Annotated in this window: 24 protein-coding genes, 1 tRNA gene and 1 pseudogene; 13 read left to right on the top strand and 13 right to left on the bottom strand. The window is 64.5% G+C overall.

The features are described 5' to 3' along the window. The first annotated feature begins 11 nt into the window (after nucleotides 1-11). A complete protein-coding gene (locus tag ACVWZ4_RS13060; protein WP_456736923.1) occupies nucleotides 12-431 on the top strand; it encodes a response regulator in 420 nt (139 codons plus the stop codon). Then, on the top strand, nucleotides 409-4,005 hold the full coding sequence (locus ACVWZ4_RS13055) for a PAS domain S-box protein (RefSeq protein ID WP_456736922.1): 3,597 nt from the start codon (nucleotides 409-411) through the stop codon (nucleotides 4,003-4,005). The genes ACVWZ4_RS13060 and ACVWZ4_RS13055 overlap by 23 nt, the downstream gene beginning before the upstream one ends. A 42-nt stretch (nucleotides 4,006-4,047) precedes the next feature. Here ACVWZ4_RS13055 and ACVWZ4_RS13050 read toward each other — a convergent pair whose 3' ends face one another. Continuing rightward, a complete protein-coding gene (locus ACVWZ4_RS13050; RefSeq protein ID WP_092239918.1) occupies nucleotides 4,048-4,683 on the bottom strand; it encodes a response regulator transcription factor in 636 nt (211 codons plus the stop codon). 174 nt (nucleotides 4,684-4,857) lie between these two features. On the opposite strand from ACVWZ4_RS13050, the gene ACVWZ4_RS13045 reads away from it, so the two are divergent. Next, complete coding sequence (locus ACVWZ4_RS13045; RefSeq protein ID WP_456740438.1) at nucleotides 4,858-5,175, top strand: hypothetical protein; 318 nt, start codon at nucleotides 4,858-4,860, stop codon at nucleotides 5,173-5,175. 53 nt (nucleotides 5,176-5,228) lie between these two features. On the opposite strand, the gene ACVWZ4_RS13040 is transcribed toward ACVWZ4_RS13045, so the two are convergent. The 6 genes from ACVWZ4_RS13040 to ACVWZ4_RS13015 all read right to left on the bottom strand — a co-directional run bounded on the left by ACVWZ4_RS13040 (nucleotide 5,229) and on the right by ACVWZ4_RS13015 (nucleotide 10,928). Next, nucleotides 5,229-5,732 carry a response regulator gene (locus ACVWZ4_RS13040; RefSeq protein WP_456700254.1) on the bottom strand — a complete coding sequence of 168 codons (504 nt, stop codon included), beginning with the start codon at nucleotides 5,730-5,732 and terminating at the stop codon, nucleotides 5,229-5,231. 142 nt (nucleotides 5,733-5,874) lie between these two features. Continuing rightward, complete coding sequence (locus ACVWZ4_RS13035) at nucleotides 5,875-6,192, bottom strand: PilZ domain-containing protein (protein ID WP_456700255.1); 318 nt, start codon at nucleotides 6,190-6,192, stop codon at nucleotides 5,875-5,877. 2 nt (nucleotides 6,193-6,194) lie between these two features. After that, on the bottom strand, nucleotides 6,195-7,064 hold the full coding sequence (locus ACVWZ4_RS13030; RefSeq protein WP_456700256.1) for a CheR family methyltransferase: 870 nt from the start codon (nucleotides 7,062-7,064) through the stop codon (nucleotides 6,195-6,197). Between the two features lie 34 nt (nucleotides 7,065-7,098). Beyond that, nucleotides 7,099-7,488: a response regulator gene (locus tag ACVWZ4_RS13025; protein WP_092239913.1), complete on the bottom strand. Its 390-nt coding sequence runs from the start codon at nucleotides 7,486-7,488 to the stop codon at nucleotides 7,099-7,101. Nucleotides 7,489-7,523: 35 nt separating this feature from the next. After that, nucleotides 7,524-7,997, bottom strand: a complete 474-nt coding sequence (locus ACVWZ4_RS13020) for a chemotaxis protein CheW (protein ID WP_456736919.1) — start codon at nucleotides 7,995-7,997, stop codon at nucleotides 7,524-7,526. Between the two features lie 84 nt (nucleotides 7,998-8,081). Then, nucleotides 8,082-10,928: a hybrid sensor histidine kinase/response regulator gene (locus ACVWZ4_RS13015; RefSeq protein WP_456740437.1), complete on the bottom strand. Its 2,847-nt coding sequence runs from the start codon at nucleotides 10,926-10,928 to the stop codon at nucleotides 8,082-8,084. Between the two features lie 876 nt (nucleotides 10,929-11,804). Here ACVWZ4_RS13015 and ACVWZ4_RS13010 point away from each other — a divergent pair. The 4 genes from ACVWZ4_RS13010 (at nucleotide 11,805) to ACVWZ4_RS12995 (ending at nucleotide 14,292) form a co-directional block, all read left to right on the top strand. Beyond that, nucleotides 11,805-12,515 (top strand): Crp/Fnr family transcriptional regulator, encoded by a 711-nt coding sequence (locus tag ACVWZ4_RS13010; protein WP_456700259.1) that lies wholly within the window; start codon nucleotides 11,805-11,807, stop codon nucleotides 12,513-12,515. A gap of 171 nt (nucleotides 12,516-12,686) precedes the next feature. After that, entirely contained in the window at nucleotides 12,687-13,382 is a 696-nt protein-coding gene (locus ACVWZ4_RS13005) for a Crp/Fnr family transcriptional regulator (protein ID WP_456705109.1), read from the top strand. A 149-nt stretch (nucleotides 13,383-13,531) separates the two neighbouring features. Then, complete coding sequence (locus ACVWZ4_RS13000; RefSeq protein ID WP_456700260.1) at nucleotides 13,532-13,945, top strand: Hpt domain-containing protein; 414 nt, start codon at nucleotides 13,532-13,534, stop codon at nucleotides 13,943-13,945. 98 nt (nucleotides 13,946-14,043) lie between these two features. Next, nucleotides 14,044-14,292 carry a hypothetical protein gene (locus ACVWZ4_RS12995; RefSeq protein WP_456700261.1) on the top strand — a complete coding sequence of 83 codons (249 nt, stop codon included), beginning with the start codon at nucleotides 14,044-14,046 and terminating at the stop codon, nucleotides 14,290-14,292. A gap of 19 nt (nucleotides 14,293-14,311) precedes the next feature. Here ACVWZ4_RS12995 and ACVWZ4_RS12990 read toward each other — a convergent pair whose 3' ends face one another. Then, a complete protein-coding gene (locus ACVWZ4_RS12990) occupies nucleotides 14,312-14,926 on the bottom strand; it encodes a LuxR C-terminal-related transcriptional regulator (RefSeq protein ID WP_456740436.1) in 615 nt (204 codons plus the stop codon). A 333-nt stretch (nucleotides 14,927-15,259) separates the two neighbouring features. Between ACVWZ4_RS12990 and ACVWZ4_RS12985 the strand changes: the two genes are divergently transcribed. Both ACVWZ4_RS12985 and ACVWZ4_RS12980 read left to right on the top strand, forming a co-directional pair. Then, nucleotides 15,260-16,423: a hypothetical protein gene (locus ACVWZ4_RS12985; protein WP_456700263.1), complete on the top strand. Its 1,164-nt coding sequence runs from the start codon at nucleotides 15,260-15,262 to the stop codon at nucleotides 16,421-16,423. A gap of 568 nt (nucleotides 16,424-16,991) precedes the next feature. Further along, the gene (locus ACVWZ4_RS12980) at nucleotides 16,992-18,203 is read left to right on the top strand and encodes an EAL domain-containing protein (RefSeq protein WP_456740435.1); all 1,212 of its coding nucleotides are present in this window, start codon (nucleotides 16,992-16,994) and stop codon (nucleotides 18,201-18,203) included. Nucleotides 18,204-18,215: 12 nt separating this feature from the next. On the opposite strand, the gene ACVWZ4_RS12975 is transcribed toward ACVWZ4_RS12980, so the two are convergent. Beyond that, nucleotides 18,216-19,073, bottom strand: a complete 858-nt coding sequence (locus ACVWZ4_RS12975; protein ID WP_456740434.1) for a DMT family transporter — start codon at nucleotides 19,071-19,073, stop codon at nucleotides 18,216-18,218. A 163-nt stretch (nucleotides 19,074-19,236) separates the two neighbouring features. Here ACVWZ4_RS12975 and ACVWZ4_RS12970 point away from each other — a divergent pair, with 163 nt between their 5' ends. After that, entirely contained in the window at nucleotides 19,237-20,601 is a 1,365-nt protein-coding gene (locus ACVWZ4_RS12970) for an aminotransferase-like domain-containing protein (protein WP_456763735.1), read from the top strand. Between the two features lie 6 nt (nucleotides 20,602-20,607). Here the strand turns inward: ACVWZ4_RS12970 and ACVWZ4_RS12965 are convergent, their stop codons facing one another. The 4 genes from ACVWZ4_RS12965 to ACVWZ4_RS12950 form a co-directional block, all read right to left on the bottom strand. Further along, nucleotides 20,608-21,204, bottom strand: coding sequence for a GDYXXLXY domain-containing protein (locus ACVWZ4_RS12965; RefSeq protein WP_456738854.1), 597 nt, complete (start codon nucleotides 21,202-21,204; stop codon nucleotides 20,608-20,610). After that, nucleotides 21,201-22,472: a DUF2157 domain-containing protein gene (locus ACVWZ4_RS12960; RefSeq protein ID WP_456740433.1), complete on the bottom strand. Its 1,272-nt coding sequence runs from the start codon at nucleotides 22,470-22,472 to the stop codon at nucleotides 21,201-21,203. Before ACVWZ4_RS12960 ends, ACVWZ4_RS12965 begins: the two co-directional genes overlap by 4 nt. A gap of 232 nt (nucleotides 22,473-22,704) precedes the next feature. Next, nucleotides 22,705-22,794 (bottom strand) — tRNA-Ser (locus ACVWZ4_RS12955). Between the two features lie 595 nt (nucleotides 22,795-23,389). Next, complete coding sequence (locus ACVWZ4_RS12950; RefSeq protein WP_456700268.1) at nucleotides 23,390-24,544, bottom strand: ROK family protein; 1,155 nt, start codon at nucleotides 24,542-24,544, stop codon at nucleotides 23,390-23,392. Between the two features lie 331 nt (nucleotides 24,545-24,875). Between ACVWZ4_RS12950 and rplU the strand changes: the two genes are divergently transcribed. The 3 genes and pseudogenes from rplU (at nucleotide 24,876) to ACVWZ4_RS12935 (ending at nucleotide 26,373) form a co-directional block, all read left to right on the top strand. Further along, nucleotides 24,876-25,250, top strand: a complete 375-nt coding sequence (rplU, locus tag ACVWZ4_RS12945) for a 50S ribosomal protein L21 (RefSeq protein ID WP_456700269.1) — start codon at nucleotides 24,876-24,878, stop codon at nucleotides 25,248-25,250. 102 nt (nucleotides 25,251-25,352) lie between these two features. Further along, nucleotides 25,353-25,622 (top strand): 50S ribosomal protein L27, encoded by a 270-nt coding sequence (gene rpmA / locus ACVWZ4_RS12940; protein ID WP_092234086.1) that lies wholly within the window; start codon nucleotides 25,353-25,355, stop codon nucleotides 25,620-25,622. Nucleotides 25,623-25,778: 156 nt separating this feature from the next. Then, nucleotides 25,779-26,373: pseudogene (locus ACVWZ4_RS12935) on the top strand (GNAT family N-acetyltransferase). Nucleotides 26,374-26,388: the final 15 nt, after the last annotated feature.

Genomic DNA, 26,388 nt, shown 5'->3' with positions numbered 1-26,388 from the left:
GGAGGTTTAACGTGGCCAACATCCTGATCGTGGATGACGACCCGTCCGTTCAGCGGACGATCCGGATGCTGCTGGAGCGGGCCGGCCACCACGTCACGGTCGCCGGCGACGGTCGCAAGGCCCTTGCTCTGTTCGAAGGCAGCCAGTTCGATTTGCTGTTGCTCGACATCTTCATGCCAGGCATGGACGGGCTGGAAACCATGCGGCACATCCAGGGACTGCAGCCGAAAATACCGATCGTCGTCATATCCGGCCGATCGATCACGCCGGATAGCTATGCCGAGCCGAATTTCCTGAAGATGGCGACCAAGCTCGGCGCGGTCACGAGCTTGCAGAAGCCGTTCCGGGTGGATGCGCTGTTTGCGGCGGTCGACCGCTGCCTGAAGGCAGGCGAGTCGGAGGGGGCCGATGTCAGCACCGGCGGCCGATGACAAGGACGTTCGTTCCGTTCCAGGCCGGAATGGGCGCCGCAATTCCGGGGGCGACGCCAATATTCCCCTGACGCTCGCAACCCGGCTCGCCATCGCGATGATCCTGCTGGTGGCGGTGACCGTGGCCGCCGTCGGCTGGTTGAGCTATCGCAATGCCACCCAGGCCGTCATCCCGCGGGTCCTGGAACGCGTCGAAGCCCAATCGCGGCTGCTGGCAAGCAATCTCGAATCCTACGTCGCCGGAGCGCGCGGCGATCTGCTCGGCTATCGCTCCGCCGCCGCGATCAACGGCCTGATCCGCGCCCATATCGGAGGCGGCATCGATGCTCTCGACGGCGTTTCGGAGCAAACCTGGCGCGAGCGCATCGCAGAGCGGCTCGCGGCCGAGATCGACGCCAAACCCGGCTACGGGCAGTTTCGCATCATCGGCATTGACGACGATCAGCGCGAACTGGTCCGCGTCGATCGCTCCGGTCCCAATGGAACGGCGCGGATCGTCCCCAACGGCGAACTGGAGCGCAAGAGCGAGCGAGCCTATTTCCAAGACACGATCCGGCTGCCGCCGGGCGAGATCTATGTCTCATCCGTCGATCTTGCCAGCCGCCAGGGCGGCACCACGGATCTCCACATTCCGACATTGCGGGTCGCGATCCCCCTGTTCACGCCCGACGGCAAGCCGTTCGGCATCATCATCGCCAATATCGACATGCGGCCCGCACTCGACCGGGTGCGCTCGACGGCAGGGGCCGGGAGCGAAATTTTCGTCGTGAATGCGCGCGGCGACTATCTCGTTCATCCCGACCGCGCGCAGGAGTTCGGCTCGTTGCGCGGCCATCCGACCGACTGGCGGCACGATTTTCCGTTTTTCGCAGCCCGGGCCGGCACGCTGGATGGAGCCACGGAACTGATGACCGACCCGTCGGGCAAGCCGAGCGGAGCGGCGATCGCGCCGACCTTGCTCGCAGGCAAGGAATGGATCGCAGTCATCGAGAGGGTGCCTCCGCCGGTGTTCAACCGCGTGCCGGCGGCGGTCCAGAAAACCTCCCTGGTTGTCGGCGTGCTGGCCGTCCTTGCCGCAGCTTCGCTCGCCGTGTTGCTGGCGCGCTCATTGACCAGCCCGATCGGGCGCCTGACCGCCGCGGTGGAGGCGATCGGCAGGGGGCGGGCCGCCGACATCCCCGTCGATGCCGGCGGTGAGACCGGTGTGCTGGCGCGGGCCTTTGCCCGAATGGTCGAAGAGATGCGGGCCAAGACGGCCGCGCTCGAACGCGAGATCGAGGAGCATCGCCGAACCGAGGCCGCGCGAATCCATCACGAAGCGCGCGAGCGCCTGTTCAGCGCCGCGGTCGAGTCATCGGACGATGCGATTGTGATGCAGTCGCTCGATGCCATCATCACCGGCTGGAATCCCGCCGCCGAACGCCTCTATTTCTATACGGCGGATGAGGCGATCGGAAAGTCCACCGCGATCATCGTCCCGGCCGACCGCCGGGAACAAGGCAAGGACTACCTGCGGAGGATTGCCCGGGGCGAGCCGATCGAACGCTTCGAGACGGTGCGCCTGCGCAAGGACGGAACTCCGGTCGAGATCTCTCTCAGCCTGTCCCCGATCAGGGGACCGTCAGGCGAGATCGTCGGCGTCTCGGGCTCGGCGCGCAGCCTGACCGAGGCGCGGCGGGCCGAGCGGGCGCTGCAACAGACCCTCGAGGAACGGCGGCAGCTGTTCGACACCTCGCAGGACCTGATCATGATCACGAACTCGCACGGCGAGATCGTGCAGATCAACCCGAGCTGCGAGACCATTCTCGGCTACCGGCCCGACGAGATGATCGGGCATACCGGCGTCGATTTCATTCACCCCGACCACCTCGATCGATCCCGCGCGGAGATGCGCGCGCTCCGGCACGGCGGACACCCGAAGCTGGCCGACACCCGGGTCTTCCACAAGGACGGGCGCGAGGTCTGGCTCTCCTGGCTCGGCAATTGGTCGGATCAAGCCAAGCGCTTCTTCTTCGTCGGGCGCGACATGACCGAGGCCAGGCTCGCGGCCGAATCCTTGCGTGACAGCGAGCAGCTTGCCCGTAACATCGTCGAGACCGCGCTCGACGCCTTCGTCCAGACCGACGATCGCAGCACCATCCTGAACTGGAGCTCGCGGGCCGAGGAGCTGTTCGGCTGGCGGCGCGACGAGGCGCTCGGCAGGAACGCGGTCGACCTGATCGTCGCGGAGAGCGAGCGCGAAAGGGTCGAGACCGGCCTCGCCCGGTTCCTCGATTCCGCGGAAGAGCAGACGCTCAACCGCCGCCGCGAACTCATGGTCCGCCGCCGCGACGGCAAGGAATTCAGGGCCGAGCTGAGCGTCACTGCGCTGCAGCGCCGCGAGGGCATTCTGTTCAACGTGTTCTACCGCGACCTCACCGACAAGATCGCGTCCGAGGAGCGCATCCGCCATGCCGAGAAGATGGAGGCGGTGGGCCAGCTCACCGGCGGCGTGGCGCATGATTTCAACAACATCCTCACCGTCATCACCGGGACCATCGAGATCCTGGCCGATGCCGTCGCCAAGGATCCGCGGCTGGCCGCGATCACGAAAATGATCGACGAGGCGGCCGGGCGCGGCGCCGAGCTGACCCAGCATCTGCTCGCCTTCGCGCGCAAGCAACCGCTTCAGCCGCGCGAGATCGACGTCAATTCGCTGATCATCGACACCGCAAGACTGTTGCGGCCGACCCTGGGCGAGCAGATCCAGATCGAATCCGTGTTCGAGGACGAGAGCTGCGTCGCGATCGTCGACCCGAACCAGCTCACCACGGCGATCCTCAACCTCGCCCTCAATGCGCGCGACGCGATGCCTGCCGGCGGCAAGCTGATCGTGGAGACCGGCGCTGCCTATCTCGACGAGATCTATGCCAGCGTGAACGACGTGCGGCCCGGCCAATACATGATGATCGCGGTGAGCGACACCGGCACCGGCATTCCATCCCACATGCTGGCGCGCGTGTTCGATCCCTTCTTCACCTCGAAAGGCCCGGGCAAGGGCACCGGGCTCGGGCTCTCGATGGTCTACGGCTTCATCAAGCAGTCCGCGGGGCACATCAAGATCTACAGCGAGGAAGGCCACGGCACCACGATCAAGATGTATCTGCCGCCGGGCAAGACGCCGACGGCGGTCAATGACGGCGTCCCGGCGACGACGGTCGAGGGTGGGCACGAGACCATCCTCGTGGTCGAGGACGACCGCCTGGTTCGCGAATATGTGCTCGCCCAGCTGCACTCGCTCGGTTACGTCACCTTGCAGGCAGCCAATGCCGCCGACGCGCTCACGATCGTTGCGAGCGGCAAGCCGTTCGATCTGCTGTTCACCGACGTCATCATGCCGGGCAAGATGAACGGACGGCAGCTCGCCGACGAGGTGTTGAAGACGCGGCCCGACCTGAGGGTGGTCTACACATCAGGCTATACCGAGAACGCGATCATCCACCACGGCCGGCTGGATTCGGGTGTGCTGCTGCTGGCGAAGCCTTATCGCAAGTCGGATCTGGCGCGGATCATCCGCAAAGCGCTGAGCAGTTGACGTCGGCGCCGGCTCGAGTGAACGACAGTAGCCCGGATGGAGCTACGACGCGCGCTGGGCCGCCGTCATCACGATCCGGATCAGGTCGGCGGCATTGCGGGCGCCGAGCTTCTTCATGATGTTGGCGCGGTGATCCTCGATCGTGCGCGGGCTGATGCCGAGGGTGCGGCCGGCTTCCTTGTTGGAAGCACCGGCAGCGAATTGCTCGAGCACCTCACGCTCCCGACGGGTCAGCGGCTCACGCCCGGGGAAATGCAGCGAGCCGAATTTGGGCGAGGCGCTCTCCGACTGCCTGCGTGCATAGGCGCCGATGGCTTCATCCAGACGGCCGACGATCTCACTGCCGCGAAACGGCTTCTCGATGAAATCGAGCGCGCCGCTCTTGATCGCGCCCACCGCCATCGCAATGTCACCCTGGCCGGAGATCATGAAGATCGGAGCCGGATAGTCCTCGCCGTGCAGCTCCTTGAGAATGTCGAGGCCGGACTTTCCGGGAATGTTCACGTCGAGCAGGACCGCGGCCGGTGTGCGGCTGCGCGCGACGGAAAGCAGTGCTGCGCCGTCCGCGAAACAGATCACCTCATAGCCCGCCGCCTTCAACACCATCGACAGGGTGTCGCGAACAGCCGGGTCGTCGTCGACCACGAAAATCTCACCACGGGAGGTTTGTTCGACCATGTGCCATGTCCATTTGCCAAGGCGACCGCCAAGTCCATTTGGCATTCAAGGATCGTGCCCGCGCCCCAATCCATGGTTTTCGGCGCAGGTTCGGCCCACCCGCATTTGTACGGGACATGAACTTAACGCACAAGTAGCGGCAAGGTGCCTTATTGCGGGGGACGGAGAATATCCATGCTAAATTACGCCGGCACACCCCCGCTCGCTGCGATGGCCGAAACCGACAGTCGTCAGCTGATCGCTGCCGAACTGCGTTCCCTGATCGCACGCATCGACATCAGCATGCGTCTGATCGACGCTGCCATGACCTATGATGATATGGACTCGGAGGACGACAGCGCTACCTTGGGCGCCGACTTGGGTTCCATCGAGATCGTCGTGCTCGACGACATCACGCCCCGTTATGCCGCGGCAAGCGCGGCCCTCAATACCTGCCGGGCGGAGCTCCGCCAGGCCCTGCAAAAACTGTCGGAATCCGGCAATCCGCCCTAGTTGTGCATCAGCGCGGCTGAATTGCCGCAGCCGATTGCATGCAGTTCCGCGCCTCAGGCGCGGTGCCGCTCCACGATCGCGTCGCTGGCGACGCCGCCCCAGGTATGAATCGTCGGCAGGCCCATCGCCGTCTTGCCGAGATTGGCGAGGCTGATGCGCAGCGCGGCGAGATCCAGCGGCTTCGGCAGGCTCTGCAGCTCGATCCCGACGGAGCGGGCAAAGCTGCGGGCGGCGCTGCGGCGCTTGCCGTCCATGCCGCTGATCACGATCACGAAGCCCGTGAATTTCGCCGCAGCCATCTCCCGCAGGACGTCGATGCCGTCACCATCCTCCAGCAGGAGATCGAGCGTCACGCAGTCGAAGCGCGCGGCGCGCAGCTTTTCGATCGCTTCGGCGACCGAGGGCGCGACGGTGACCTCGTGGCCCGCCTGCTTGGCGGCCACCGTGATCAGGCTGCGCTGCGTGGCATCGTCATCGACCACGAGGAGCTGAAGCGCGCGCCGCTCGGCGGCATCGGGCAGGTTTGAGGAGATGGGGGAAAGAGAGCTTCTTGGCATGGCCGGACCCTGAGATTGCGACCGTCAATCGATACACGGTGCACGCTTAAGCCGCGTAAAGCCGGACCTTGGAATTCGCTCCGATGTTTTCAGAAAATGTGAAGCAACGCGTCGGGAAGCGTCGCGTGTGACGCCCTGGCGATCACGCCACCGCATCATGGTCGCCGGCAGCGCCACGCTTCTTGCGGTTCTTGCCACGCAGGAACTGGATGTCCATCTCGGCGCCGTTGACGCGCACGAGCTCGCAACGGCGGTAGGCAAGCCCGGTGGATGACAGCAGCAGGAAAAACTCCTTCAGGTTCAACCCCTGAATGGAGCCCTCCACCGTGAGGATGGCGTCGCTGTCGGAAATCGCATTGAGCGTACAGTCGCGCCGCCACGTGCCGTCGATGGCCATGATGCAGACATCATAGCCGCGACTGAACGTGACGCGCTCGACGCCTTTGCCGTCCTCGGCCATGCCTATCGTCCCGCCATCGCCGCCATGCGCGGGGCCGCTGCAGCATTGGCCGCCACCGCACGCGCGTCGTTCGGCTTGTACAGGCCGCGGCGATCCGCAATCGGCTTGAACGTATCGGTCAGTCCGACCACGGTCTCCGCTGCGCCGAGCACCAGGAAGCCGTCGGGCTCGATCTGCCGGGCAAGGCGGTTGAAGATGTTGATCTTGGTCTCCTGGTCGAAATAGATCAGCACATTGCGGCAGAAGATCACGTCGAACGTACCGAGGTGTGAGAAGTCCTGGAGCAGATTGAGCTGCCGGTGCTGGATCATGGCGCGCAGCTCGGGATTGACCTGCCATGTCTCTCCGGTCTGCTTGAAATGTTTCATCAGCATCTGGATCGGCAGGCCGCGCTGCACCTCGAACTGGCTGTAGACGCCGGACTTGGCCTTCTCGAGCACCTCCTGCGAGAGGTCGGTGGCGATGATCTCGACGCGCCAGCCGCTCAGGGCCGCGCTCATCTCCTTCAGCGTCATCGCCAGCGAATAGGGCTCCTGCCCGGTCGAGCCTGCGGCACACCAGATTCGCACGCTGCGGCGGCCGGCACGGGCCTTGAGCACCTCAGGCATAATGGTGTCGCGGAAATGGTCGAACGGGACCTTGTCGCGGAAGAAGAAGGTCTCGTTCGTGGTCATGGCTTCGACCACGCTGGTGATCAGCGCACTCGAACCGCCTTGCAGCTTCTGTACGAGCTCGGGAATACCGGAGAGCCCGGCCTTGCGCGCCAGCGGAAGCAGGCGGCTTTCGATCAGATATTGCTTGTCCGCGGACAGGTCGAGACCGGAGCGCTCCTTCAGCAATTTACGCAGATACTCATAATCGGGCGCGTTCACAGGACACCTCTTGACGCTGCTGGCAGATGTATTTTCAGGCGGCTGTTTCTTCTTCGCGCGCGACCAACCCGACTTCCTGGAACTTCGCCAACACGATTTCCTTGTCGAACGGCTTCATGATGTACTCGTTGGCGCCGCCGCCCATCGCCTTGGTGATGTGGTCGATGCCGTTCTCGGTGGTGCAGAACACCACCCGTGGGTCTTCGCCGCCAGGCATGCGGCGAAGCGTGCCCAGGAACTGGAAGCCATCCATCACGGGCATGTTCCAGTCGAGCAGGATCGCTTCCGGCATCGCCTTCTTGCAATGGACCAGCGCTTCGACGCCGTCTTCCGCTTCAATGACGTGAAAGCCGAGCGCTTCGACGATGCGGCGCGCGACCTTGCGAACGATGCTGGAATCGTCAACCACCAAACAGGTCTTCATCTTGGATCTCCGGCTTAAATGTGTTTCGTGAATATTCAGGCAGCCATTTGCACTTCGGTCTTGAGCTCGAGCACGCGATCGACGTCGAGGACGACCATGAGCTGTCCCTCGAGCCGGTGAACGCCGCCGGCGAGCTTGGCCATGCGGGGGTCGAGGTTGACCGGGTTCTCTTCCTTGCCATCCTCGGGCAGGCGCAGCACCTCGCCGATCTGATCGATCAGGAGGCCATAGGATTCGCCGCGCAGGTCGACACCGACCGCCATCGGCGTCTTGCCGTCCTCGTCCCTGGGCAGGCCGAGACGGGCGCGCATGTCGATGACGGTGACGATGCGGCCGCGCAGGTTCAGAACGCCTGCGATCTCGTGCGAGGACAGGGGAACGCGGGTGACGCGCTCCGGCATGAACACGTCCTGGACGCGCGAGATCGGCAGGCCGAACAGCTGGCCGCCGATCATCGCGGTGACGTATTCGACCATGGCGCCTTCGCCGATCTGGGTCTTCTTGCTCATACCGTCTCCCCTGGTCCCTCGCCGCTCTCTGGTTTGAGCATGATCATTTCGGAAAACCGCTTCACACTTGTCCGGATCATGCTGTTACGCCGCGGCCCGGCTCAGCTCGGAGGCACCGGCGGCGCCCGCGGTCTGCTCCTTCAGCGCCGCGATCAGACCGGGACGGTCGAACTTGGCGACATAGTCGTGGAAGCCGGCCTGACGGCCGCGCTCGATCGCCGCCGGCGACACCAGGGCGGACAGGCCGATGATCGGCATCGCACCCAGATTGCTGTCGGAGCGGATCGTTTCCGCGAACTCGAACCCGTTCATGTCGGGCATCTCGATGTCGGTCAGCACCACGTCGAAGCTCTGCGCACGCAGGGCGGCCAGGCCCTCCTGCGCGGTCGGCGCGGTGCGGACACGGTAGCCGGCGGCCTTGAGCACCGGCGCCAGCATGTTGCGGAAGAAGGCGCTGTCGTCGACCAGCAGCACCGACTGCGAATGCATCGACGGCTTCATCTCCTTGCGGGTGAACCAGTCGGCGAACGCCATGGGCAGGAAGTGGCCGACATCGATCACCTCGGTGGCCTGGCCCTTGATCACGGCCGAGCCGAGGATGCCGCTGGCCGAGCCGCCGACCTCGATGTTGAGGCGTTCCTCGACGATGTCGATGATCTCGTCGACGACGAGGCCCATGGAGCGGCCGTCATCGGCGAACACCAGGATCGGCTGGGCGCCCTGGCTCGCGATGGTGACGCCGTCCATGGAGACGAGCGGCATCAGCTGCTCGCGGTACTGCACCATGTAGCGGCCGTTGCTGAACTCGATCTTGTCGGCGGGGAGCTCTTCGAGGCGGGTGACGAGCCCGAGCGGGACCGCCTTGGGCTGGTTGGAGCCGGCGCGGAACACCAGCAGCGAAGTGGTCTGCTCGCCCGAGCCGATATGGTGCGCGCCATTGTCATCGCCCATGTCGTGGGCCGAGGAACCGGCGGCGCCGAGCGCTTTGGCAATGCCGTTGGGGTCGATGATCATGATGACCGCGCCATCGCCCAGGATGGTGTTGCCCGAGAACATGTCGATGTGACGCAGCTTCGTCGACATCGGCTTGACCACGATTTCCTCGGTGTGGAACACGCCGTCGACGACGATGCCGAAGGTCTGGCTGCCGACCTGGGTGACCACGATGAAGCCGTTCTCGGGATCGGACGCCGCGCCGTCGTCGATCTTCAAGAGCTTCTTCAGGTGGATCAGCGGCAACAGCTTGTTGCGCAGCCGCAGCACCGCGGTGTCCTTGATGCGCTCGATGCGGTGCTCGCTGTTGGCGCGGGCGCGCACCAGCTCGACCACCGAGAGCTGCGGGATCGCAAAGCGGTCACCGGCGGCCTCCACGATCAGGGCCGAGACGATCGCCAGCGTCAGCGGGATCTTGATGGTGACGGACGAGCCCTCGCCGGCGACCGACTTGATGTCGATGGTGCCGCCGATCTGGTCGATATTGGTGCGGACCACGTCCATGCCGACGCCGCGCCCCGATACCGAGGTGATGGCGGCCGCGGTGGAGAAGCCGGGCGCGAAGATGAACTTGTGGATCTGGGCTTCCGACATCTTCTCGAGCTCGGCCTCGGTGGCCAGACCGGAGGAGATCGCCTTGGCCTTGATCTTCTCGGTGTTGAGGCCGCGGCCGTTGTCGGCGATGCAGATGATGATGTGGCCGCCTTCGTGATAGGCCGAGAGGCGGATGGTGCCCTGCTCGCCCTTGCCGTTCGCGGTGCGCTCGGCGGGGGTCTCCAGGCCGTGATCGGCGGAGTTGCGCACCATGTGGGTGAGCGGGTCCTTGATCAGGTCGAGCACCTGGCGGTCGAGCTCGGTGTCGGCGCCGTGCATCTCCAGCTCGATCTGCTTGCCGAGTTCGGATGAGAGATCGCGCACGATGCGGGGCAGCTTCTGCCAGGCATTGCCGATCGGCTGCATGCGCGTCTTCATGACGCCTTCCTGCAGCTCGGCGGTGACGTTGGAGAGGCGCTGCAACGGCACCTTGAACTCGGTGTCCTCGTTGCGCCTCGAGATCTCCAGCAGCTGGTTGCGGGTCAAGACCAGCTCGGAGACCATGGTCATCAGATGCTCCAGCGTATCCACGTTGACGCGGATCGACTGGTTGGCGATGCGCTCGCCTTCGGAAGCCACCTCGTCGGCCATCGACTTCTTCGGCGCGGCCTTCTCCCTGACCGGCTTTGCAATTTCCCTGCTGGTTTCCTTTTCCCTGGCAGCCGGGGCTGCAGCAGCGGGCTCGGCCTTCGCTTCAGCCCCGGCAACCGGCGCAGGCGCTTCGATCGCGGTCTCGCGGAAGGCGCGCTCGAGCTCGTCGAGCGAGACTTCGCCCGGACGCAAGGGGCGCTCCAGCGTCTGCTCGATCAGCGTGCCCGTGGTCATCTCCTTGGCCGGCGCAGCGCTTGGTGCTTCCGGCACCAGCGGCGGCGCGTCGGCAACGGCAACGGCAGCCGCGGCGCCCGCGGCCGGCATCGGCTGCGCCGAGCCTGACGCGATCGGCGAAGCCGACGCCGACATGGCGGCCATGCCCTGCTCGACCATCGCTTCCAGCTTGTCGATGAGATCGCGGTCGTTGCCTTCGGGCTCGGCTTCGGTGGCCTCGAGACCTGCGAGGATCTCCTTGATGCGATCGATCGAGGACAGGATCAGCGTCACCGCCGCACCCGTCACCGGCATGCCGTCGCGGAATTTGCTCATCAGGGTCTCGCCGGCATGCGCCAGCGCTTCAAGCCGCGGCAGACCCAAGAAGCCGCACGTACCCTTGATGGTGTGGACCAGGCGGAAGATGTTATCCAGGATCTTGGCGTTGTTCGGCTCCTGCTCGAACTTCACCAGCTGATTGTCGACGGTGTCCAGGCTCTCGCTGGTCTCCGTCAGAAACTCCCGCAACAGATCATCCATGGTTACGCCTTACTGAGCTGGACCTCGACGCCTGCGCCGCGCCTGGAATCGGCGGAAGTCCGCACCTAGATCGTTAGGCAACCCATTTCACGGTCCCGTTAATTTCATGCTCCGTGCTAATACGGATATTGAAGAGAAGTTTGCAGTTCGACTGCATCGGGCTGCGGTTTTCTGCGTCAGCCGCGCAACGCGACACGTAAACACGGGCATAACGGCATCGGGGCAGGGGTGAAAAAATCCCGCCCATGTCGTGGGATATCCACGGGCCGCGCGATCTGAATCAGATCACGCGCCATTCGGACCGCTGTTCGGGGTTCTATCGAGGTGTCCATGAAATCCGCGAGATCGGCGTTCGCGGTAAACGGATTCTTACCGTACGATTGTCGCGAACAACAACGCGCTAACCCATACGCGACGCGGCAGCATGGCGCCTTTCTCCTCCAGCTTGCGTGGACATCGTCACGACGGCATGGCGGTCGGACCGGTGCGACATGCGAACGGAATGAACGCGCGATGGGCGACCGGGCCGCGCCAGGGTACGAAGCAATATCTGACGGCTGAAAAGAATCGGCGGGCGGGCAAAGTGCCCTGGACCGGCGAATGTCCGACGGAAGAGTGGATGCAACATCTGCGGTCGGCTGCCCGCTCATGAGGCGCCCTGGCCAATGCCCCCGGTCGCGACGCAGGACCAATTCGCCGGACACACCCGCAAATCAGCGCGCCGTTCTTATTTCCAACGCAAATACGCCAGGCTGTCTGCCCTCTAACGGGTATATGAACAGCACCACAACCAGTACACTGGGCTTCGTTTTCGTGCAACTGCATTCCGAGCACTTCATTTTCGATACTTTATGGAACGCGCTGGATTGATCCCCCATGACCGCGAGCGGCCCACCGCCTAACCAGCTGCTGCAGTCGCTCGGCGCCGCGGACCTCGATCTTCTGCGTCCTCATCTCGTCGCAATTGAATTGGTCAGGGAGAATGTCTTGAGCGAAGCTGGCGTGGCGCTTCGGCACGTCTACTTTCCTCATGATGGAACCATTTCGATCACAGTCGGTCTGTCGGAGGGACAGACCATCGAGGTCGCGATGCTTGGCCGCGACAGCATCGTCGGTGGCGGCGCTGCGCTCGCCGACGGGATCGCGGCATCAGACGCCGTCGTGCTTTTCCCCGGGACGGCATCCGCGCTCGAAATCGCGAGCTTTCGAACCGTCGCTGCGGCCAGCGGGACGTTCCGCAGCCTGGTGATCCGGCATGAGCAGTCCTTGCTCGCCCACGCGCAGCAATCCCTGCTTTGCAACACGCTGCACCCGGTCGAGGCGCGACTGGCGCGATGGCTGCTGCGTGCCCGGGACTTGTCCGATAGCGAAACCCTTCCGCTAACGCAGGAAACCCTGGCGCAAATGATGGGCGTCAGGCGCAATGCCGTTTCGCTGGTCGCACATGCGCTTCAGCGGGCCGGAATTATCCGCTACAGCCGGGGCCAGATCGAGATCACGGATCTGCGCGCGCTCGAAGCGACCTCGTGCGATTGCTACGGCGCCGTGAAGGCCCATCAGGCACACCTGCTGAGGAGGCGACCCTGATGTGCAATCTACGATTGATTGCCCATATCAATGACTGCACGCCCAAAACTCATATGGACGAAAAGATTGATTTGTCGGCCCTGTCCGCGATTGCCAACTTATCCAGCGGGCAACAAGATGGAGCCTGCAGCTGGGCAGGACATGCATTTCCGCGAGGCAGCTTTGGAAACGATGGTGCGGCCCTCGAACCGTTTCCTGTCGGCGCTGTCGACAGATGATTATGAACTGATCCGTGCACACCTGCGCACAGTCGATCTGCCGCAAGAGACCGTGCTGGTCGAGACCGGCGAGACGCTCAAACGCGCCTACTTCCCCCATCGTGGCGTGATCTCGCTCGTCGTGGAGCTCACCAAGGGCGAGCATGTGCAGGTCGCCATGATCGGGCGCGACAGCCTGCTCGGCGCACTTTCGGCCATGGGCGACGCAGCCGCGCTGAACACAGCGGTGGTGCTGGTCGCCGGCGCCGCCTCGGTGATAGATCTCGACCGGCTTCGCGTCGCCGCCGAACAGAGCTCGACCCTGCGGACGCTACTGGTCCGTCACGGGCTCGCCGTCTATGCGCAGGTGCAGCAGACCGCAGGCTGCAACGTGGCGCACCCGGTGGAGTCGCGGCTCTCGCGCTGCCTATTGCACATTCACGACTTGTCGGGGGACTACCGGCTGCTGCTGACGCAGGAGGCCCTGGCGCAGATGATCGGGGCGCGGCGCAACAGCGTGTCGCTGGTCGCCAATACCTTGCAGCAAGCCAACTTCATCCATTACAGCCGCGGACATATCCAGATTGTCAATCTGGACGGGCTGCGCGAGACGGCATGCGAATGCTACGCCGCGGTCAAAGCCCAGTACGATCGGCTGCTCGGCCCCTGACGGCGCACGCAGGGCTGCGCATGGTAAAGCAATTGCTTAATGTGACCAGCAAACACCGTGCGTCTCGCGACCAGAACTGAAATCTGAACGGCATAGACATCCCCTACGCTCCGCGCAGGCCGGCGCGCACAACGGGGACCTCGACATCAATGATCGACACCGCATTCGCGCCCGGGCCAGCCGCGCTCGACACCGCAGCCTTGCCCGAGCCTGAACCGCTGCGCGAGCCTGAACCGCTGCGCGAGCCTGGCGCCTTCGAAGCGCTGGTGCGCGAGATCGGCGAGGACGGCGCCCGTGAGGTGCGCGCGGTGTTCTGGAGCGAGACCAGCGCGCGGCTCGAGCTGTTTCGCACGCTGGCCCTCGGCCGGCATCACGGCCGGATCGCGCGCGAGGCGCATTCACTGAAGAGCACGGCCAGGACATTCGGTTACCTTCGCCTCGCCGCGCTGGCGCTGCGGCTCGAGAGCACGGCCGACGCGCTCGACGACACCGAATTCGGCGATTTGCTTGACCTGATGGATGCGGCGTTTGCGACCGCGATGGCGCAGGAACCGCAGGACTGACCATTCCGGCGGCAGCCGCGCCGTACTTATACGGTTGGCGATTTTCACGGATGACTAATCATAGGTGGCGATAGTCGCCGGAAACCAGGAGGGTTTCCATGTTCACCTATGAGACTGCGGACCAGAAAGAGGTCCGTCGCTTCCGCATCGCCCAATTCAACGGACGGATGGCTACGGTGAAGGCAGGTGAGTCCACGGTCACGGGCTTCGTTCGCTCGGTGCTGGAGCAGGAATCGACCGTCCCGCAGCGCTGGACCATCACCATTGTCCCGAATACGCCGAAGGAAGATCCGAAGGTGCTGCGGCCGACCTCGCGCCTGCGTCCCTTCGCCGACGATTATTTCTAAAGCGGCCCGGGACCACGGTTCATTCGAGCGAATGCAACAGCGCCGCACGGACGAGGTCCGCGGTGTTGCGCGCGCCGAGCTTGCGCATCGCTTCGGCACGATGGCTCTCGAAGGTGCGTGGACTGATCTGCATCCGCAGCGCGCCCTGCTTGTTCGAAAAGCCCTCACTGATCAGCCGCAGCACTTCACGTTCCCGCTTGGTCAGCCGCTTGCCCGACACGCCCGGCAAGCCGGCCGTCTCGCGCGACGCCAGCACGCGGCCGGCCTTCACCACGGCATCCCCTGTCGTGAACGTCGTGGGCAACGCGCCCTTGTGCGAGCCGGCGAGCTGCTTGACCACAGCGCAGACGCGCTCGGTCTGCGCCAACGCGTTCTCCACAACCTGCTGCAAATAGGCGCGGTCGGCCGAAACAGGCGCGAGCTGGTCGCTATGATGCTTGATCTCGCCCATGTAGAGCAGCAGCGCAGTCAGAGGGCCATTGAGCTCACGGGCGATAGCCACGGCCATCTCGTCGGCCGCCTCGGCGCGCGCAGCATTCAAGCGGACGAATTCGAGCTGTTCGATCGGAGCAGCGCTTCTCTCGCACCATCCCGCCGGCCGCGAATCAGTGGCCGTATCGTTATGTGACCCCATGCGGCTCCTGTAGCGGAACCCGGGGCGATCTGTGGCTAACTTTTTGCTCCGTAAGACTACGGCTAGTTTGCCAATCTGGCGCGAAACAATCGACCCCGGCACAATTTATGCTTTTGCCTGGCCCGCGCGACCATGCAACGGTTGACAAGCCGCCTAGATCCTATGCAGGGCCGCTGAAGGTTTTCTTAACGATCTCTCCCGCAACACGCCCGGCGCCCCCGGATTTTACGGATAAATTAACGGGGACTTGGTTCTCTGTGTCACGATTGTGAGCGCGCAAATGCGTCCATGCATTGGGCCGGTGGCCTGCTGGAAACGTTGCGAGAGCGTGCCATGGACGAGATCGACGAGCTTTCGGAGTTCCTGCAGAAGCTGACGCCGCTGTCGCGCAGTTGCCTGCTGAGCGAGCTCGAGCGGCTCGAACTGTGCGGCATCGACATGCCGGGCTCGGCCGGGGTTCAGGCCAAGCTGCGCGCGGAGTTCCGCAAGGACGGTTCGGTCCAGGCGCGCGCCACCAATCCTTCGCGCTACTTCTTTGCACCCCTCGAGCTGCTGCTGATCGACGGCGCGCCCGAGCACGCCAATGCGGGACGGATCTCGCGGAACACGCTCACGCCGATCTGGGAGTGGATTTGCCGCGACCTGCTGCCGACCATGGCACGCGACTATGTCAAGGCGATCAATGACCAGGTCACGGCCAACAATCCCAAGGAAGTGCAGAAGATCGCGACAGCCTTTCAGATCAAGGTGCTCAAGGTGCTCGAGAACACGCTCGCCTCTGCGGAGAGCGCCGAGTTCGCGCGGAGCAAGCTCACGCAATATACGGCATCGCGTACCGCCTTCGACGACGTGAAGAAGATGCAGCGGGTGCTGCGCGCCGGCGAGGCACTGTCGAAGTTCAATGACAAGCTGCCCGAGACGATCGCGAAGTTCGACGACGGCCAGGTCAGCCAGATCACGGCGCAGCTCGACGCCTTCAAGAAAGCGCATCCCGATGCACTGCCGTTTGCGCTGGCGCTGGTGGCGAGGCGCCTGAAGACATTCTGGCAACTCGCATACCTTGCGACCAGGGCGGCCGCGAGCAAGAATGCCGCCGACATCGCCGCCACGCCCTATGCTTGCGTCATTCCCATGGTGCTCGACCGGCTCGACGACAAGCGCCTCGCGCTGCGGGTCGCGCTCCGCCACAACCGCTTCCTCGTCGCGCGCGACCTGCTCACCGAAATCTACGACGCCGAGCATTCGCTCAAGCTTCGCATCGACGGCATCGAGCAGAGCGAATGGGGCGTCCGGCTTCAACAATTGATGGACGCGATCGCAGCGCTGGTTTCGGCCGAGGTCAGCCGCTTCCCCGCCAATGTCGGTCATATCCTCGGCTCGCGGCGGCTGCGCAGCCCGGACACGCTGGGCGGCAAGCTGAGCTATCTGGCCTGGAAGGGCCGCGACGCGGTGCAGGACGGCGCGGCGGCATTTCGCAAATTGCTCGGGGCAACCTGATTCCCCTGCACCCTATTCGGGCACATGTGGCAGGCGCAGGAAGCGATCGAGAAATCGCCCTGACATCACGATCCTGAACCACCATTGGACCAACCGCCGCGTCGTCATAGAGGTAATCCCTGACAGCCCACCACCGGCTCCGCGGACCCATAGCGCATGTGCGGCCATACGCATGTGAGGCGCTTCACACTCGTCCGCCCTGCAGATCGTCGCGTTGTCGCATCACCGTCACGCGCGAGCGCGGTCGGCAGGGCCGGGCACGACAAAGCCATGGGAAGTCGGCACGGGAATTATTCAATCGGGCGAAGCGTGCTGCGGCTTCGTCCGATTGCAGGACACGGCGCGCCGGCATCGACAGACCGGTCCGGCGAGAATCCACGCTCGATTTCCGCGCGCGATCGTCCCGAAAGCGGACGGGCGTGAAGACTTTGCGAAAGCAATCTAAACAATTTTAGAAATGATGAGGGCTTTAAGGTTATCGGGACAATTCGGGGTACAAGCTGAAGCTCTCCATATTTGGAGCTCCCCGCATCGCTAACACACCTGCAGGGAACGGGAGTGGTTAGCGATGGACGGGATTGGTGAGCTCGCCGGACGAAGGCTGAAAACCTTCGGACGGCGGAAGATGATGCCGCGCGCTTGCGTGGCCGACAGCAAGCGTCACCTGCGCGCCTTCATGAGCGAGGTGCTCGAGGATCTCGGCTTCGTCACCAGCGAATGCAGCGGTGCGGGCGAGTTGCAGGCCATGCTCGGCTCCGAGCTGCCGGACCTGATCCTGCTCGGCATCGCGGCCGACGGCATCGAGCCCGGCCGATTCCTGGAAATTCTGGTGCGCGAGGCTTTCGACGGCAAGGTGCTCGCCGTCGGTGCACGCGACTCGATCATCGTCAAAGCCGTGCAGCAGGTCGGCGAGGAATACGGGCTCGCGATGCTGCCGCCACTGACCACGCCCTTTGCCGCGGAGACGCTGCGCGAGCGCGTCGCAATGCTGCTGCCGGACGAGCCTGTGCCCAGCCCGGCCGTGCACGTCGGAGAAGCCCTGCATGCGGGTTGGCTCGAGCTCTGGTACCAGTCGAAGATCGAGACGCGCTCGCTGGTCCGCTGCGGCGCCGAGGCGCTGGTACGGATGCGGCACCCGACCTGGGGCGTGGTGCCGCCGGCCTATTTCATCCCTGATAGCCACGACCCGCACTTCCGCGACCTCTCGGAATTCGTGATCGAGCGCGCGCTGCAGGACTGGCACTATCTTCTCGAGCGCCAGAGCGCGGTCGATCTGTCGATCAACCTGCCTGCGCCCTATCTGAGAGAGCCGCAGGCCGTGCGCGATCTCTGCAGGAGGATGCCGACGCATCCGGCGTTCGGCGGCCTGACTATCGAGATCGCCAGCGGCGAGGCGATCCGCGACCTCGACTTCCTCACCGAGATCGCGCGCGAAATGCGCTTCCACAATATCGGACTCTCGATCGACAATCTCGGGGCCAACTGGCCGGAGCTGATGGGCCTGGACAAGATTCCGTTCATCAAGCTCAAGGCCGACCGGCAATTCGTCACAGGCTGCGGCAATGACCGGCTGAAGCGGACGGTGTGCCGTCACATCGTCGAGCTCGCGCAAGGCTACGGCGCACGCGCCGTCGCCGAGGGTGTCGAGAGCCGCGGCGATCTGATGGCTGTCAACGAGCTCGGCTTCGATCTCGTGCAGGGCTATCTGTTCGGCAAGCCGATGCCGTTGAAGAAGTTCGCGAGAAGCGCGCTGACGCAAACGGTAATGGAACGCGGCTGAGGCGCCAGGGCCTCAGGCATATCGCCGCGCGAAGAACACGCAGACGACGACCAGCGCGGTCGCGCCGATCATGCTCCATGCGACCGGCTCGTGCAGCAGGAAGCCGGCCAGGGCGAGACCGCAGAACGGCTGGAGCTGCTGCAACTGGCCGACGCGCGCGATGCCGCCGATCGCGAGGCCGCGATACCAGAAGATGAAGCCGACGAACATGCTGAAGACCGAGACGTAGGCGAGCCCGATCCAGGCCGGCGCACCGACCCCCTTCCATGTCGAGGGCCAGGCGAGAAGCGCGAGCGGCAGCATCAGTGGCAGCGCCAGCAGCAACGCCCAGGAGATCACCTGCCAGCCGATCCGGCGCGACAGGGCAGCGCCCTCGGCATAGCCGAGCCCGCACAGCACGATCGCAGCCACCATCAGCAGATCGCCTGTGATCGACACCGTGCCGCCGTTCGAGAGGGCGAAGGCCGCAACGGTGGCGCTGCCGAGAACCGCGAACAGCCAGAACAGCGGCTGTGGCCGCTCGCCGCCGCGCAGTACGGCGAAGATCGCGGTCGACAGCGGCAAGAGGCCGATGAAGACGATGGAATGCGCCGAGGTGATGTGCTGGAGCGCGAGCGCCGTCAGCAGCGGAAAACCGACCACGACGCCCATGGAGACAATGCTGAGCGAGACGAAATCCTTTCGCTCCGGCCATGCCTGACGGAGCAGACCGAGCACAGCCGCACCGATCAGCGCCGCGATGGTCGCGCGCGCCGAGGTCAGGAACAGCGCCGAAAAGCCACCGACCGCGACGCGCGTCGCCGGCAGGGACCCGCTGAAGATGATGACGCCGAGAAGCCCGTTGCCCCAGCCGCTGCCCGCAGATTGCATGTCCGTCCCACGCTTTTGCGTGCGCGATCCTCGGCCGTCGCCGGTGGCGAGGCCAGTCACAATCCAGTACAATCCGAACATACTGTATGGGTATGGAAGGCAATACGGCTTGAACATTGAAGGTCCCTCGAAGGGTCGCGGCGGCACGCGGACCATCGACGTGATGAGCGCGATCCGCGCCAAGGTCGCGGGCCGCGCGCTGAGTGCCGGCGATCGCCTGCCGTCGATCCGCGGCCTTGCCGCCAGCATGGGTGTTTCGCCATCCACCGTGGTCGAGGCCTACGATCGCCTCGCCGCGGAAGGGCTGATCCGCGCGCGTCGCGGCTCGGGCTTCTATGTCGCATCGACCGTTACGCCGCCGCTTGCCTTGACCGAGGTGGCGCCACGCCGAGACCGGGCGGTCGATCCGTTCTGGGTCTCCCGGCAATCGCTCGACACCGACGCTGATGTGCCCAAACCCGGCTGCGGTTGGCTGCCGCCGGCGTGGATGCCGGAAGCGGCATTGCGCCGAGCCACCCGCGCGCTTGCCCGCAGCGAGGCCAGCGTGCTGACGAACTACGGCAGCACGGGTGGCTCGCCTGCGCTGCGCCGGCTGCTGCTGGCGCGCCTCGCGGAGGACGCGATCGAAGCCTCCATCAGCCAGCTGATGCTGACGGGCTCGGGCACGCAGGCAACCGACCTCATCTGCCGCTTCCTGCTGCGTCCCGGCGACACCGTTCTGGTCGACGATCCCTGCTACTTCAATTTTCGCGCGCTGCTGTGCGCGCATCAGGTCCGAATCGTCAGCGTGCCCTACACGCCGTCAGGCCCTGACGTCGCGCGATTCGAGCTGGCTCTCGCGGAGGAGCGGCCGCGGCTCTACATCACCAATTCAGCGCTGCACAATCCGAGCGGTGCGACGCTCTCGCTGCAGACCGCACACCGGCTCTTGACGGCGGCGGCCGCGCACGACCTCACCATCGTCGAGGACGACATATTTGGCGATTTCGAGCCGGAACGCTCGCCGCGCCTGGCCGCGCTTGACGGATTGAACCGCGTCATCCGCATCGGCAGCTTCTCGAAAACATTGTCGGCCTCGGTGCGCTGCGGCTACATCGCGGCGCGCTCCGACTGGATCGAGCATCTCGTCGATCTCCAGGTCGCCACCAGCTTCGGCGGCCCGAGCCCGGTCGCGACCGAGATCATCGCCAGGGTTTTGGCCGGCGGCAGCTATCGCAAGCACATGGACGAGCTCCGGCAAAAGCTCACGCGGACACGTCGCGACACCGCGCGAAAACTCGCCGCGCTGGGCATCGAACCCTGGCTGATGCCCCGCGGCGGCTTCTTCCTGTGGTGCCGGCTGGTCGACGGACAGGATGCGACGGCGGTGGCACGCGCCGCGCTCGAAAAGGGTGTGGTGCTGGCGCCGGGCAATGTATTCAGCGTGGCGCAGGCCGCTGAGAATTTCCTGCGGTTCAACGTCGCGCATATGAACGACCCGGGGATGTGGGACGTGCTGCGGCGGGCTTTGAAGACGGGCTCCAGGTAGCGCGGCCTAGTACCACGGCTCCTCGTAGACCGGCTCGCCGTCGAGCAGCAGCCGTTTGATCGCGGCGCGGCCCGACGGCAGCACGGCGGCGACGACGCGCAGCTTCTGCTGGTTGCGGGCCTGCTCGAGCGTCCTTCCCTCGCCTTCGGGCACGAAATAGCTTTCGAGACCGTATCTGATCGTCAGCCCGTCGCAGAAGGTGCGGACGGTCGAACCGCAGGAATAACTGACACGGCCGCGGATCAACACTTCGGGCGCGGTGACCGCGACAGGCGCGGCATGAACCGAAACGGCCTGATAGAGGCCGCTGGCATCGGGCGCTAGCTTGACGAACACGACGGGATTGCGCCCGGCGGAAGGCTGGCCTGCAAGCGCGCCGGCCGGCAGCTGCGAGATGTCGTAGCCGAGCACGACATAGTCGCCGCGCAGAAGATCGTGCGGATCGACCGGCCGTGTCTGCAACGTCACCTCCGTCCCCTCGCGCAGGATCTGCGCGCGGTCGGTGACCATCAGGATCAGCAGCGCGCATTGCAGCAGGATGGCGGCACCGAACAGCACGGCTTTCGGGATGCGCTGCCGGAATCGTGTGACGGACTCGATCATCGCTCGGCCCTCGGCAGCATGCGATTGAGCGCGGTCGCAAACACGACGGCAATGATTCCGGCCACCGCCAGGAAAGCCGAGCGGCGCAGCAGCGAGCCTTTGACCGCCCAGGTGATGGCACCGACGACGCCGGCAATGCCGATCCAGCCGGCGACGATGCGCGGGCGCACATCGTCGAGCACCCCGGAGACGACGAGGCAGAGCATGGCGGAGAGCAGCGCGGCATAGGCGAACCATGGCTCGCCGGCTGTGGATGCCGACCAGATCGGCGCGGCGATCAGCACGAGGCCGATCGCGCATGCCGCGAGGATTTCACCGGCGCGCCGCGTGCGGCCGGCGGACGCGAGCGCAAGAACGACGCCCGCAACGCCGCACACGATCGCCCACGACGGCTGGGCCGCCATCGTGGCCGTCCTGATGCGGAAGAGATCGTCGACTGTCGTCACCTCCAGGAAAGCTGTAATCGCCAGCGAGAATGCGCCGTAGACCGACAGAACGGATCCAATCAGGTTCGCCCGCGGCGACGGCGCGGTCGATATCGCGAGCCCGGCGCCGAACAGCAGGGCCGCACCGTTCGCCAGCACGAAGGACGGCTGGGCGCCATCGAAGTCGAAGCGAAGCGACGTCGCGATCCACCACGGAATCGCGGCGACCGCGACGAGATGGGCGGCGACGCGGGAGTTCCACGCGAACGCGATCGCGACGGCGATCAGCCAGGCCACCACGAACTGAAGATGAAGCGCATCCGGCGCATCGTAGACGCGCATGCAGGTCCAGATGCAGGCGGCGGCGAGGCCGACCGCGAGCGCGCCACGCGAGCCGGTCAAGATCGCGGCGGCGAATGCGCCTGTTGACCACAGCAGCAGGCCACCGGCAAAATCGTCGCCGAGGTGATACATCTGGCCGACCAGCGCGATGCCCGCGCCAAAGATGATGGCGCCGATGCTGGCGCAGAGATCGGCAAGGACAGTACGGCCGGTCGCGGCGAACCAAGCCCCGAGGGCGCCGGCGACGAGCATGCCGGCGAGCAGGATCGCAAACCGCAACAGCCGCGCGATCTCGGTCCAGTGCGCCGCCACGAAGGCAAGGAACGCAGCCGCGATCAACAGGCCCCCGACGATGGCCACGACCACGGCAATGTTGATGCTGGGTGAGAGCGGCGGCAGAACGTTGCGGATGGAGCCGGCTGCCGCCGGCGCGATCACGCCATCGGCTTCCCATTGGGCGAGATCAGCCTCGAGGCGCTGCCGATAGGTCTTCTCGAACATGGTCGTGGATCACTGGCTCCTTGGCGCACGCGGGATGTTGGTCGGAGCGCGGCGGTGACGGGTTCAACGGTTGAACTCTCCCGCGGTGCGTGAGCTTCATGCGCAATTTTGAGAGACTTCGACCTGGAGCAGAGAACTCTGCACTCCCTCGACAACCCGTTCGGCACGAGGTTGTCACCCATCTCTCAGGTACAACCTGTTACCCATGTGTCCGGGCTGAACAACGGTTATCTGGCGGAGAGGGAGGGATTCGAACCCCCGATAGGCTTGCACCTATGCCGCATTTCGAGTGCGGTGCATTCAACCACTCTGCCACCTCTCCTGAAGGCGCCATGAAGGGGCAGGCCCCTGTGGTTGGGGGCGTTAATAGGCGAGGATGGCGGGCCAGACAAGGCGCGAAAGGGGAAAATCCGCTGCCTGTTTTGCGGCTTTTGCTCTGGAGTCGTCGTGTCGTCGACAATTGGCACCTGTTCCTGGCCACTCCTCCTCCCTGGAGCGCGATGAGATTGGGTTGAAACAAGCCGCTGCGGGCTCGGTGCACCTCTCCCGCTTGCGGGAGAGGTCGGCGCGTGCCGGGCGAAGCGAAGCATCGTCCCGCGCGCCGGGTGAGGGTTCTCTCCTCCGGGGGAGTGTCCCGTTGGGGAGAAACCTCTCCCAACCCTTCTCGCGAGCGGGGGAGGGAGCGCACCTCCCCTGTCTCGGCACCTTTTTTGGGGGCGCGAGCCAGCCTCACCCGTCATGCAGCAAGAGAACGGGGTGGGACCGCCAGACGCGGTAAACACTGGCGGTCCCGTGCCGCTCATTACAATGCTGGCCAGGAAGGGCGGCTTCGCAGGCCTGCGTGAGGCGACATTTCCACTCTAGCGTGTATTCTGCCGCCTGCAATGCAATCCGTCCCTTAACCTAACCAGTCAAGGTTACTTCTTTTCGCCTTTACCGTTGTCCTTGTTGTTTTCCTTGGCTTTCTTCTTCCCGTCCGCAGAATCCCGGTCCTTGCCGTTTCCGCTGTCCCTGCGGCGGTTGGTGAAGCGTGCATTGCCGAGGCCGGTGCCGATGGTGAGCACGCCCCAGCGCTCGATATCCTGCATGAATGGCACCTCGGACAGGCCCTGAACCACGCCGTCATTGTGCATCAGGATCGCGGTATCGTGCTCGCCGATCTCCGGGATGCCCTCGATCAAGCTCGCCGGCAGGTTGAATTTGCTGCTCTCCCAGTTGCCCGGCAGGTTCTGCGCGCCCTTTTCGATCGAGCCGTCCTCGTTGATCACGCCGGGACAGGCGATGCCGATGAAGGGCGCGAGCTTGTAGCCTTCCTTTTCGGCTTCAGTGATCAGCCCTTTCAGCATCTTCGTCAGCCGCTTCACCGCGCCTTCGCGGGTCGGCTCGTCATCGGCATGCCGCCACAGCTCTGATGTCACGACCTTGGCCTTCGACAGGTCGTTGGCCTTTTTCCAGCCGGTCTCCACCAGGCCGCAGCGGATATTGGTCCCGCCGATATCGACCGCGAGGATGCTGTCATAGGCCTCGAAAATCCAGGACGGCGCCAGATGCAGCGCGCCGATCAGCCCGGCTTCGTCAGGGTGATGCCGGATCGGAATCATGTCGACCTTGAAGTCCTCGGACTTCAGGATGATCTCGGTGCGCGCGATAGCAAGCTCGCCGAGCCTGGAATCACGAAAGCCGCCGCCGACCACGATGCGCTCGGTCTTGGCCCAGGCCTTGGTCTTGAGGAAGCGGCGGGTGACGTGAGCGAGTTCCTGGGCAAAGTCCTCGATCGCGCTGTGCACCACCGCCGAGGCCTCGACGTCGTCGCTGACCAGGATCGAATCCAGCGTCTTCTTGCTGATATTCTCCGACGGCTCCTTGCCGAACGGATCCTCGCCGGTCTTGCGCAACGGCTTGCGCCAGCGTTCGAGAATCTCGCGGAACGCGCCCTTGCTGGCGCGGTCGCCGAGGAAGCCGTCCTCGTCCTTCAGCTCGATGTTGAAGCTGTCGATGTCCACCGAGGGCAGCCGCCCGCCGCCGTGATGGGCGATGCCCGTCGTCGTCTTGACCAGTTCGTCGGTTGCCATGGAAGTCCCTTGCCCACGTGCCTATCTGGGGGAACAACGGCGCGGGAACCCGTTGGTTGCTAGCCGGGCCGAGATTCAGGGCCCGGCGCTGGAAAGGGTGCAAATCCTTCAAATCCAGGCTGTTTTGCCCGCTTTTCCTTGACTCCCAGCGGATGACCGCTATAAATCCCACAACCGGCGCGGGGCGTTTCTCGCGCCGCGTGTTTTTGCGTGGGTTTTCAAAGGGATAACTCCCGCCCGCACAAAACTCGCAATAAACCCATAGCGACTGATCAAAAAGCCGGCCCCTGACGTCAGTCTCGAGGCCGGGATTGAACACGGAGAAAAAACGATGTTCGCAGTCATCAAAACCGGCGGCAAGCAATACCGCGTCGCGCCGGATGATGTTCTCGAAGTAGGCAAGATCGAAGGCGAAGTCGGCTCGATCGTGCAGCTGAATGAAGTTCTGGTCGTCGGCGGCGACACGCCGGTGCTGGGCGTCCCGACGGTGGCCGGTGCCTCCGTTGCGGTCGAGGTGCTCGACCACAAGCGCGGCCCCAAGGTCATCGCGTTCAAGAAGCGCCGCCGCAAGAATTCGCGCCGCAAGCGGGGCTACCGCGACGAGATCACGGTGCTGCGCGTCAGCGAGATCCTGACCGATAATGCCAAGCCCACCAAGGGCCCGCGTCCGAAGAAGGAAAAGGTCGCGAAAGAAGCTGCCGAGTAACTGAGACCGATCACGCCAATTCACGAATTGATGCGTGCGACGTTTTGAAATGATTCCGTCAAGGAATTGACCTAGACATACGCAGGATTTCGGAGACGAGCCATGGCTCACAAAAAAGCAGGCGGTTCATCGCGCAACGGTCGCGATTCCAAGGGTAAGCGTCTTGGCATCAAGGTGTTCGGCGGCGAGCGCGTGATTCCCGGCAACATCATTGCGCGTCAACGCGGCACCACCTGGCATCCCGGCCTCAACGTCGGCATGGGCACCGACCACACCCTGTTCGCCAAGATCGAGGGTCGTGTCGAATTCCAGGCTAAAGCCAACGGACGCACCTTTGTGGCGGTACTCCCGCTTGCAGAGGCTGCTGAATAGACGGTGGATCTAATTTGGAGTCCGCCGGGTCCTTGACCGAACCGGCGGAGTCCAGAGATCAAAGAGATCGAAGGCTCCAGGGGAGGCAGGGAAACCGGCCTCCCCTTTTCGTTTCTCGCGTTCACTTTTCACTTGGTGACTTTGACGGAGCCGGACATGTTGCAGGACTTTTCGAGCGTGACCTTGCGGGAGGCGAGACCGAGCGTCGTCGCCACCGAGCGGCTGACGTTGCGACGGCCGACTCTTGCCGACGTCAGAGCCATCGCCGCGTCTCGCCAACGACCGCCGTGTCGCTGAAAATACCCGCCGCCTCCCCCACCCCTATTCCCAGGACGACGCCATCGCCTTCGTCCGCGCCACCGCCACGCTCGGCGGCGAGACCGCATTCCTGATCGAGCATGATACCGGGCCGGTCGGCATGGTCGGCATCGACCGCTCCACGCCTGACAATGCCGAGCTCGGCTATTGGCTCGGCGTCGAGCATTGGGGCCGGGGCTTCGCCACCGAGGCCGCACGCGGCGCGATCGATTTCTTCTTCGAGGAGTTCGAGGACGACCAGCTCTACGCGGGCGCGCGCGTCACCCACCCGGCCTCGCGAAACGTGCTGGAGAAGTGCGGCTTCCAGTGGAGCGGCGTGCAGCTGCATCGCTTCCTGGCTCTGGGCTCGTCGACGCCGGTCGACTGCTTCCGCTTGTCGCGCGGGGTGTGGTCGTCGCTGAAGAGCTGGAGCAGCGCCCGGCGGATGGGATAAGGGCGAGAAGCCGCT

It is taken from the genome of Bradyrhizobium sp. USDA 4472 (assembly GCF_054058595.1).
The sequence above is the reverse complement of the archived record's forward strand: the minus strand, read 5'-3'. Positions and strand labels throughout refer to the sequence as shown.

Excerpts from the sequence above, each read along its gene's own strand:
- ACVWZ4_RS13035 (WP_456700255.1), bottom strand. The coding sequence starts at position 6,192 with ATGGCCGAGGACGGCAAAGGCGTCGAGCGCGTCACGTTCAGTCGCGGC.
- ACVWZ4_RS13010 (WP_456700259.1), top strand. The coding sequence starts at position 11,805 with ATGACCGCGAGCGGCCCACCGCCTAACCAGCTGCTGCAGTCGCTCGGC.
- ACVWZ4_RS12980 (WP_456740435.1), top strand. The coding sequence starts at position 16,992 with ATGGACGGGATTGGTGAGCTCGCCGGACGAAGGCTGAAAACCTTCGGA.
- ACVWZ4_RS12970 (WP_456763735.1), top strand. The coding sequence starts at position 19,237 with ATGAGCGCGATCCGCGCCAAGGTCGCGGGCCGCGCGCTGAGTGCCGGC.
- ACVWZ4_RS12975 (WP_456740434.1), bottom strand. The coding sequence starts at position 19,073 with ATGCAATCTGCGGGCAGCGGCTGGGGCAACGGGCTTCTCGGCGTCATC.
- ACVWZ4_RS12985 (WP_456700263.1), top strand. The coding sequence starts at position 15,260 with ATGGACGAGATCGACGAGCTTTCGGAGTTCCTGCAGAAGCTGACGCCG.
- ACVWZ4_RS13000 (WP_456700260.1), top strand. The coding sequence starts at position 13,532 with ATGATCGACACCGCATTCGCGCCCGGGCCAGCCGCGCTCGACACCGCA.
- ACVWZ4_RS13045 (WP_456740438.1), top strand. The coding sequence starts at position 4,858 with ATGCTAAATTACGCCGGCACACCCCCGCTCGCTGCGATGGCCGAAACC.
- rplU (WP_456700269.1), top strand. The coding sequence starts at position 24,876 with ATGTTCGCAGTCATCAAAACCGGCGGCAAGCAATACCGCGTCGCGCCG.
- rpmA (WP_092234086.1), top strand. The coding sequence starts at position 25,353 with ATGGCTCACAAAAAAGCAGGCGGTTCATCGCGCAACGGTCGCGATTCC.
- ACVWZ4_RS12950 (WP_456700268.1), bottom strand. The coding sequence starts at position 24,544 with ATGGCAACCGACGAACTGGTCAAGACGACGACGGGCATCGCCCATCAC.
- ACVWZ4_RS13055 (WP_456736922.1), top strand. The coding sequence starts at position 409 with ATGTCAGCACCGGCGGCCGATGACAAGGACGTTCGTTCCGTTCCAGGC.
- ACVWZ4_RS13020 (WP_456736919.1), bottom strand. The coding sequence starts at position 7,997 with ATGAGCAAGAAGACCCAGATCGGCGAAGGCGCCATGGTCGAATACGTC.
- ACVWZ4_RS13050 (WP_092239918.1), bottom strand. The coding sequence starts at position 4,683 with ATGGTCGAACAAACCTCCCGTGGTGAGATTTTCGTGGTCGACGACGAC.
- ACVWZ4_RS13040 (WP_456700254.1), bottom strand. The coding sequence starts at position 5,732 with ATGCCAAGAAGCTCTCTTTCCCCCATCTCCTCAAACCTGCCCGATGCC.
- ACVWZ4_RS12990 (WP_456740436.1), bottom strand. The coding sequence starts at position 14,926 with ATGGGGTCACATAACGATACGGCCACTGATTCGCGGCCGGCGGGATGG.
- ACVWZ4_RS13015 (WP_456740437.1), bottom strand. The coding sequence starts at position 10,928 with ATGGATGATCTGTTGCGGGAGTTTCTGACGGAGACCAGCGAGAGCCTG.
- ACVWZ4_RS12960 (WP_456740433.1), bottom strand. The coding sequence starts at position 22,472 with ATGTTCGAGAAGACCTATCGGCAGCGCCTCGAGGCTGATCTCGCCCAA.
- ACVWZ4_RS12995 (WP_456700261.1), top strand. The coding sequence starts at position 14,044 with ATGTTCACCTATGAGACTGCGGACCAGAAAGAGGTCCGTCGCTTCCGC.
- ACVWZ4_RS12965 (WP_456738854.1), bottom strand. The coding sequence starts at position 21,204 with ATGATCGAGTCCGTCACACGATTCCGGCAGCGCATCCCGAAAGCCGTG.
- ACVWZ4_RS13005 (WP_456705109.1), top strand. The coding sequence starts at position 12,687 with ATGGTGCGGCCCTCGAACCGTTTCCTGTCGGCGCTGTCGACAGATGAT.
- ACVWZ4_RS13025 (WP_092239913.1), bottom strand. The coding sequence starts at position 7,488 with ATGAAGACCTGTTTGGTGGTTGACGATTCCAGCATCGTTCGCAAGGTC.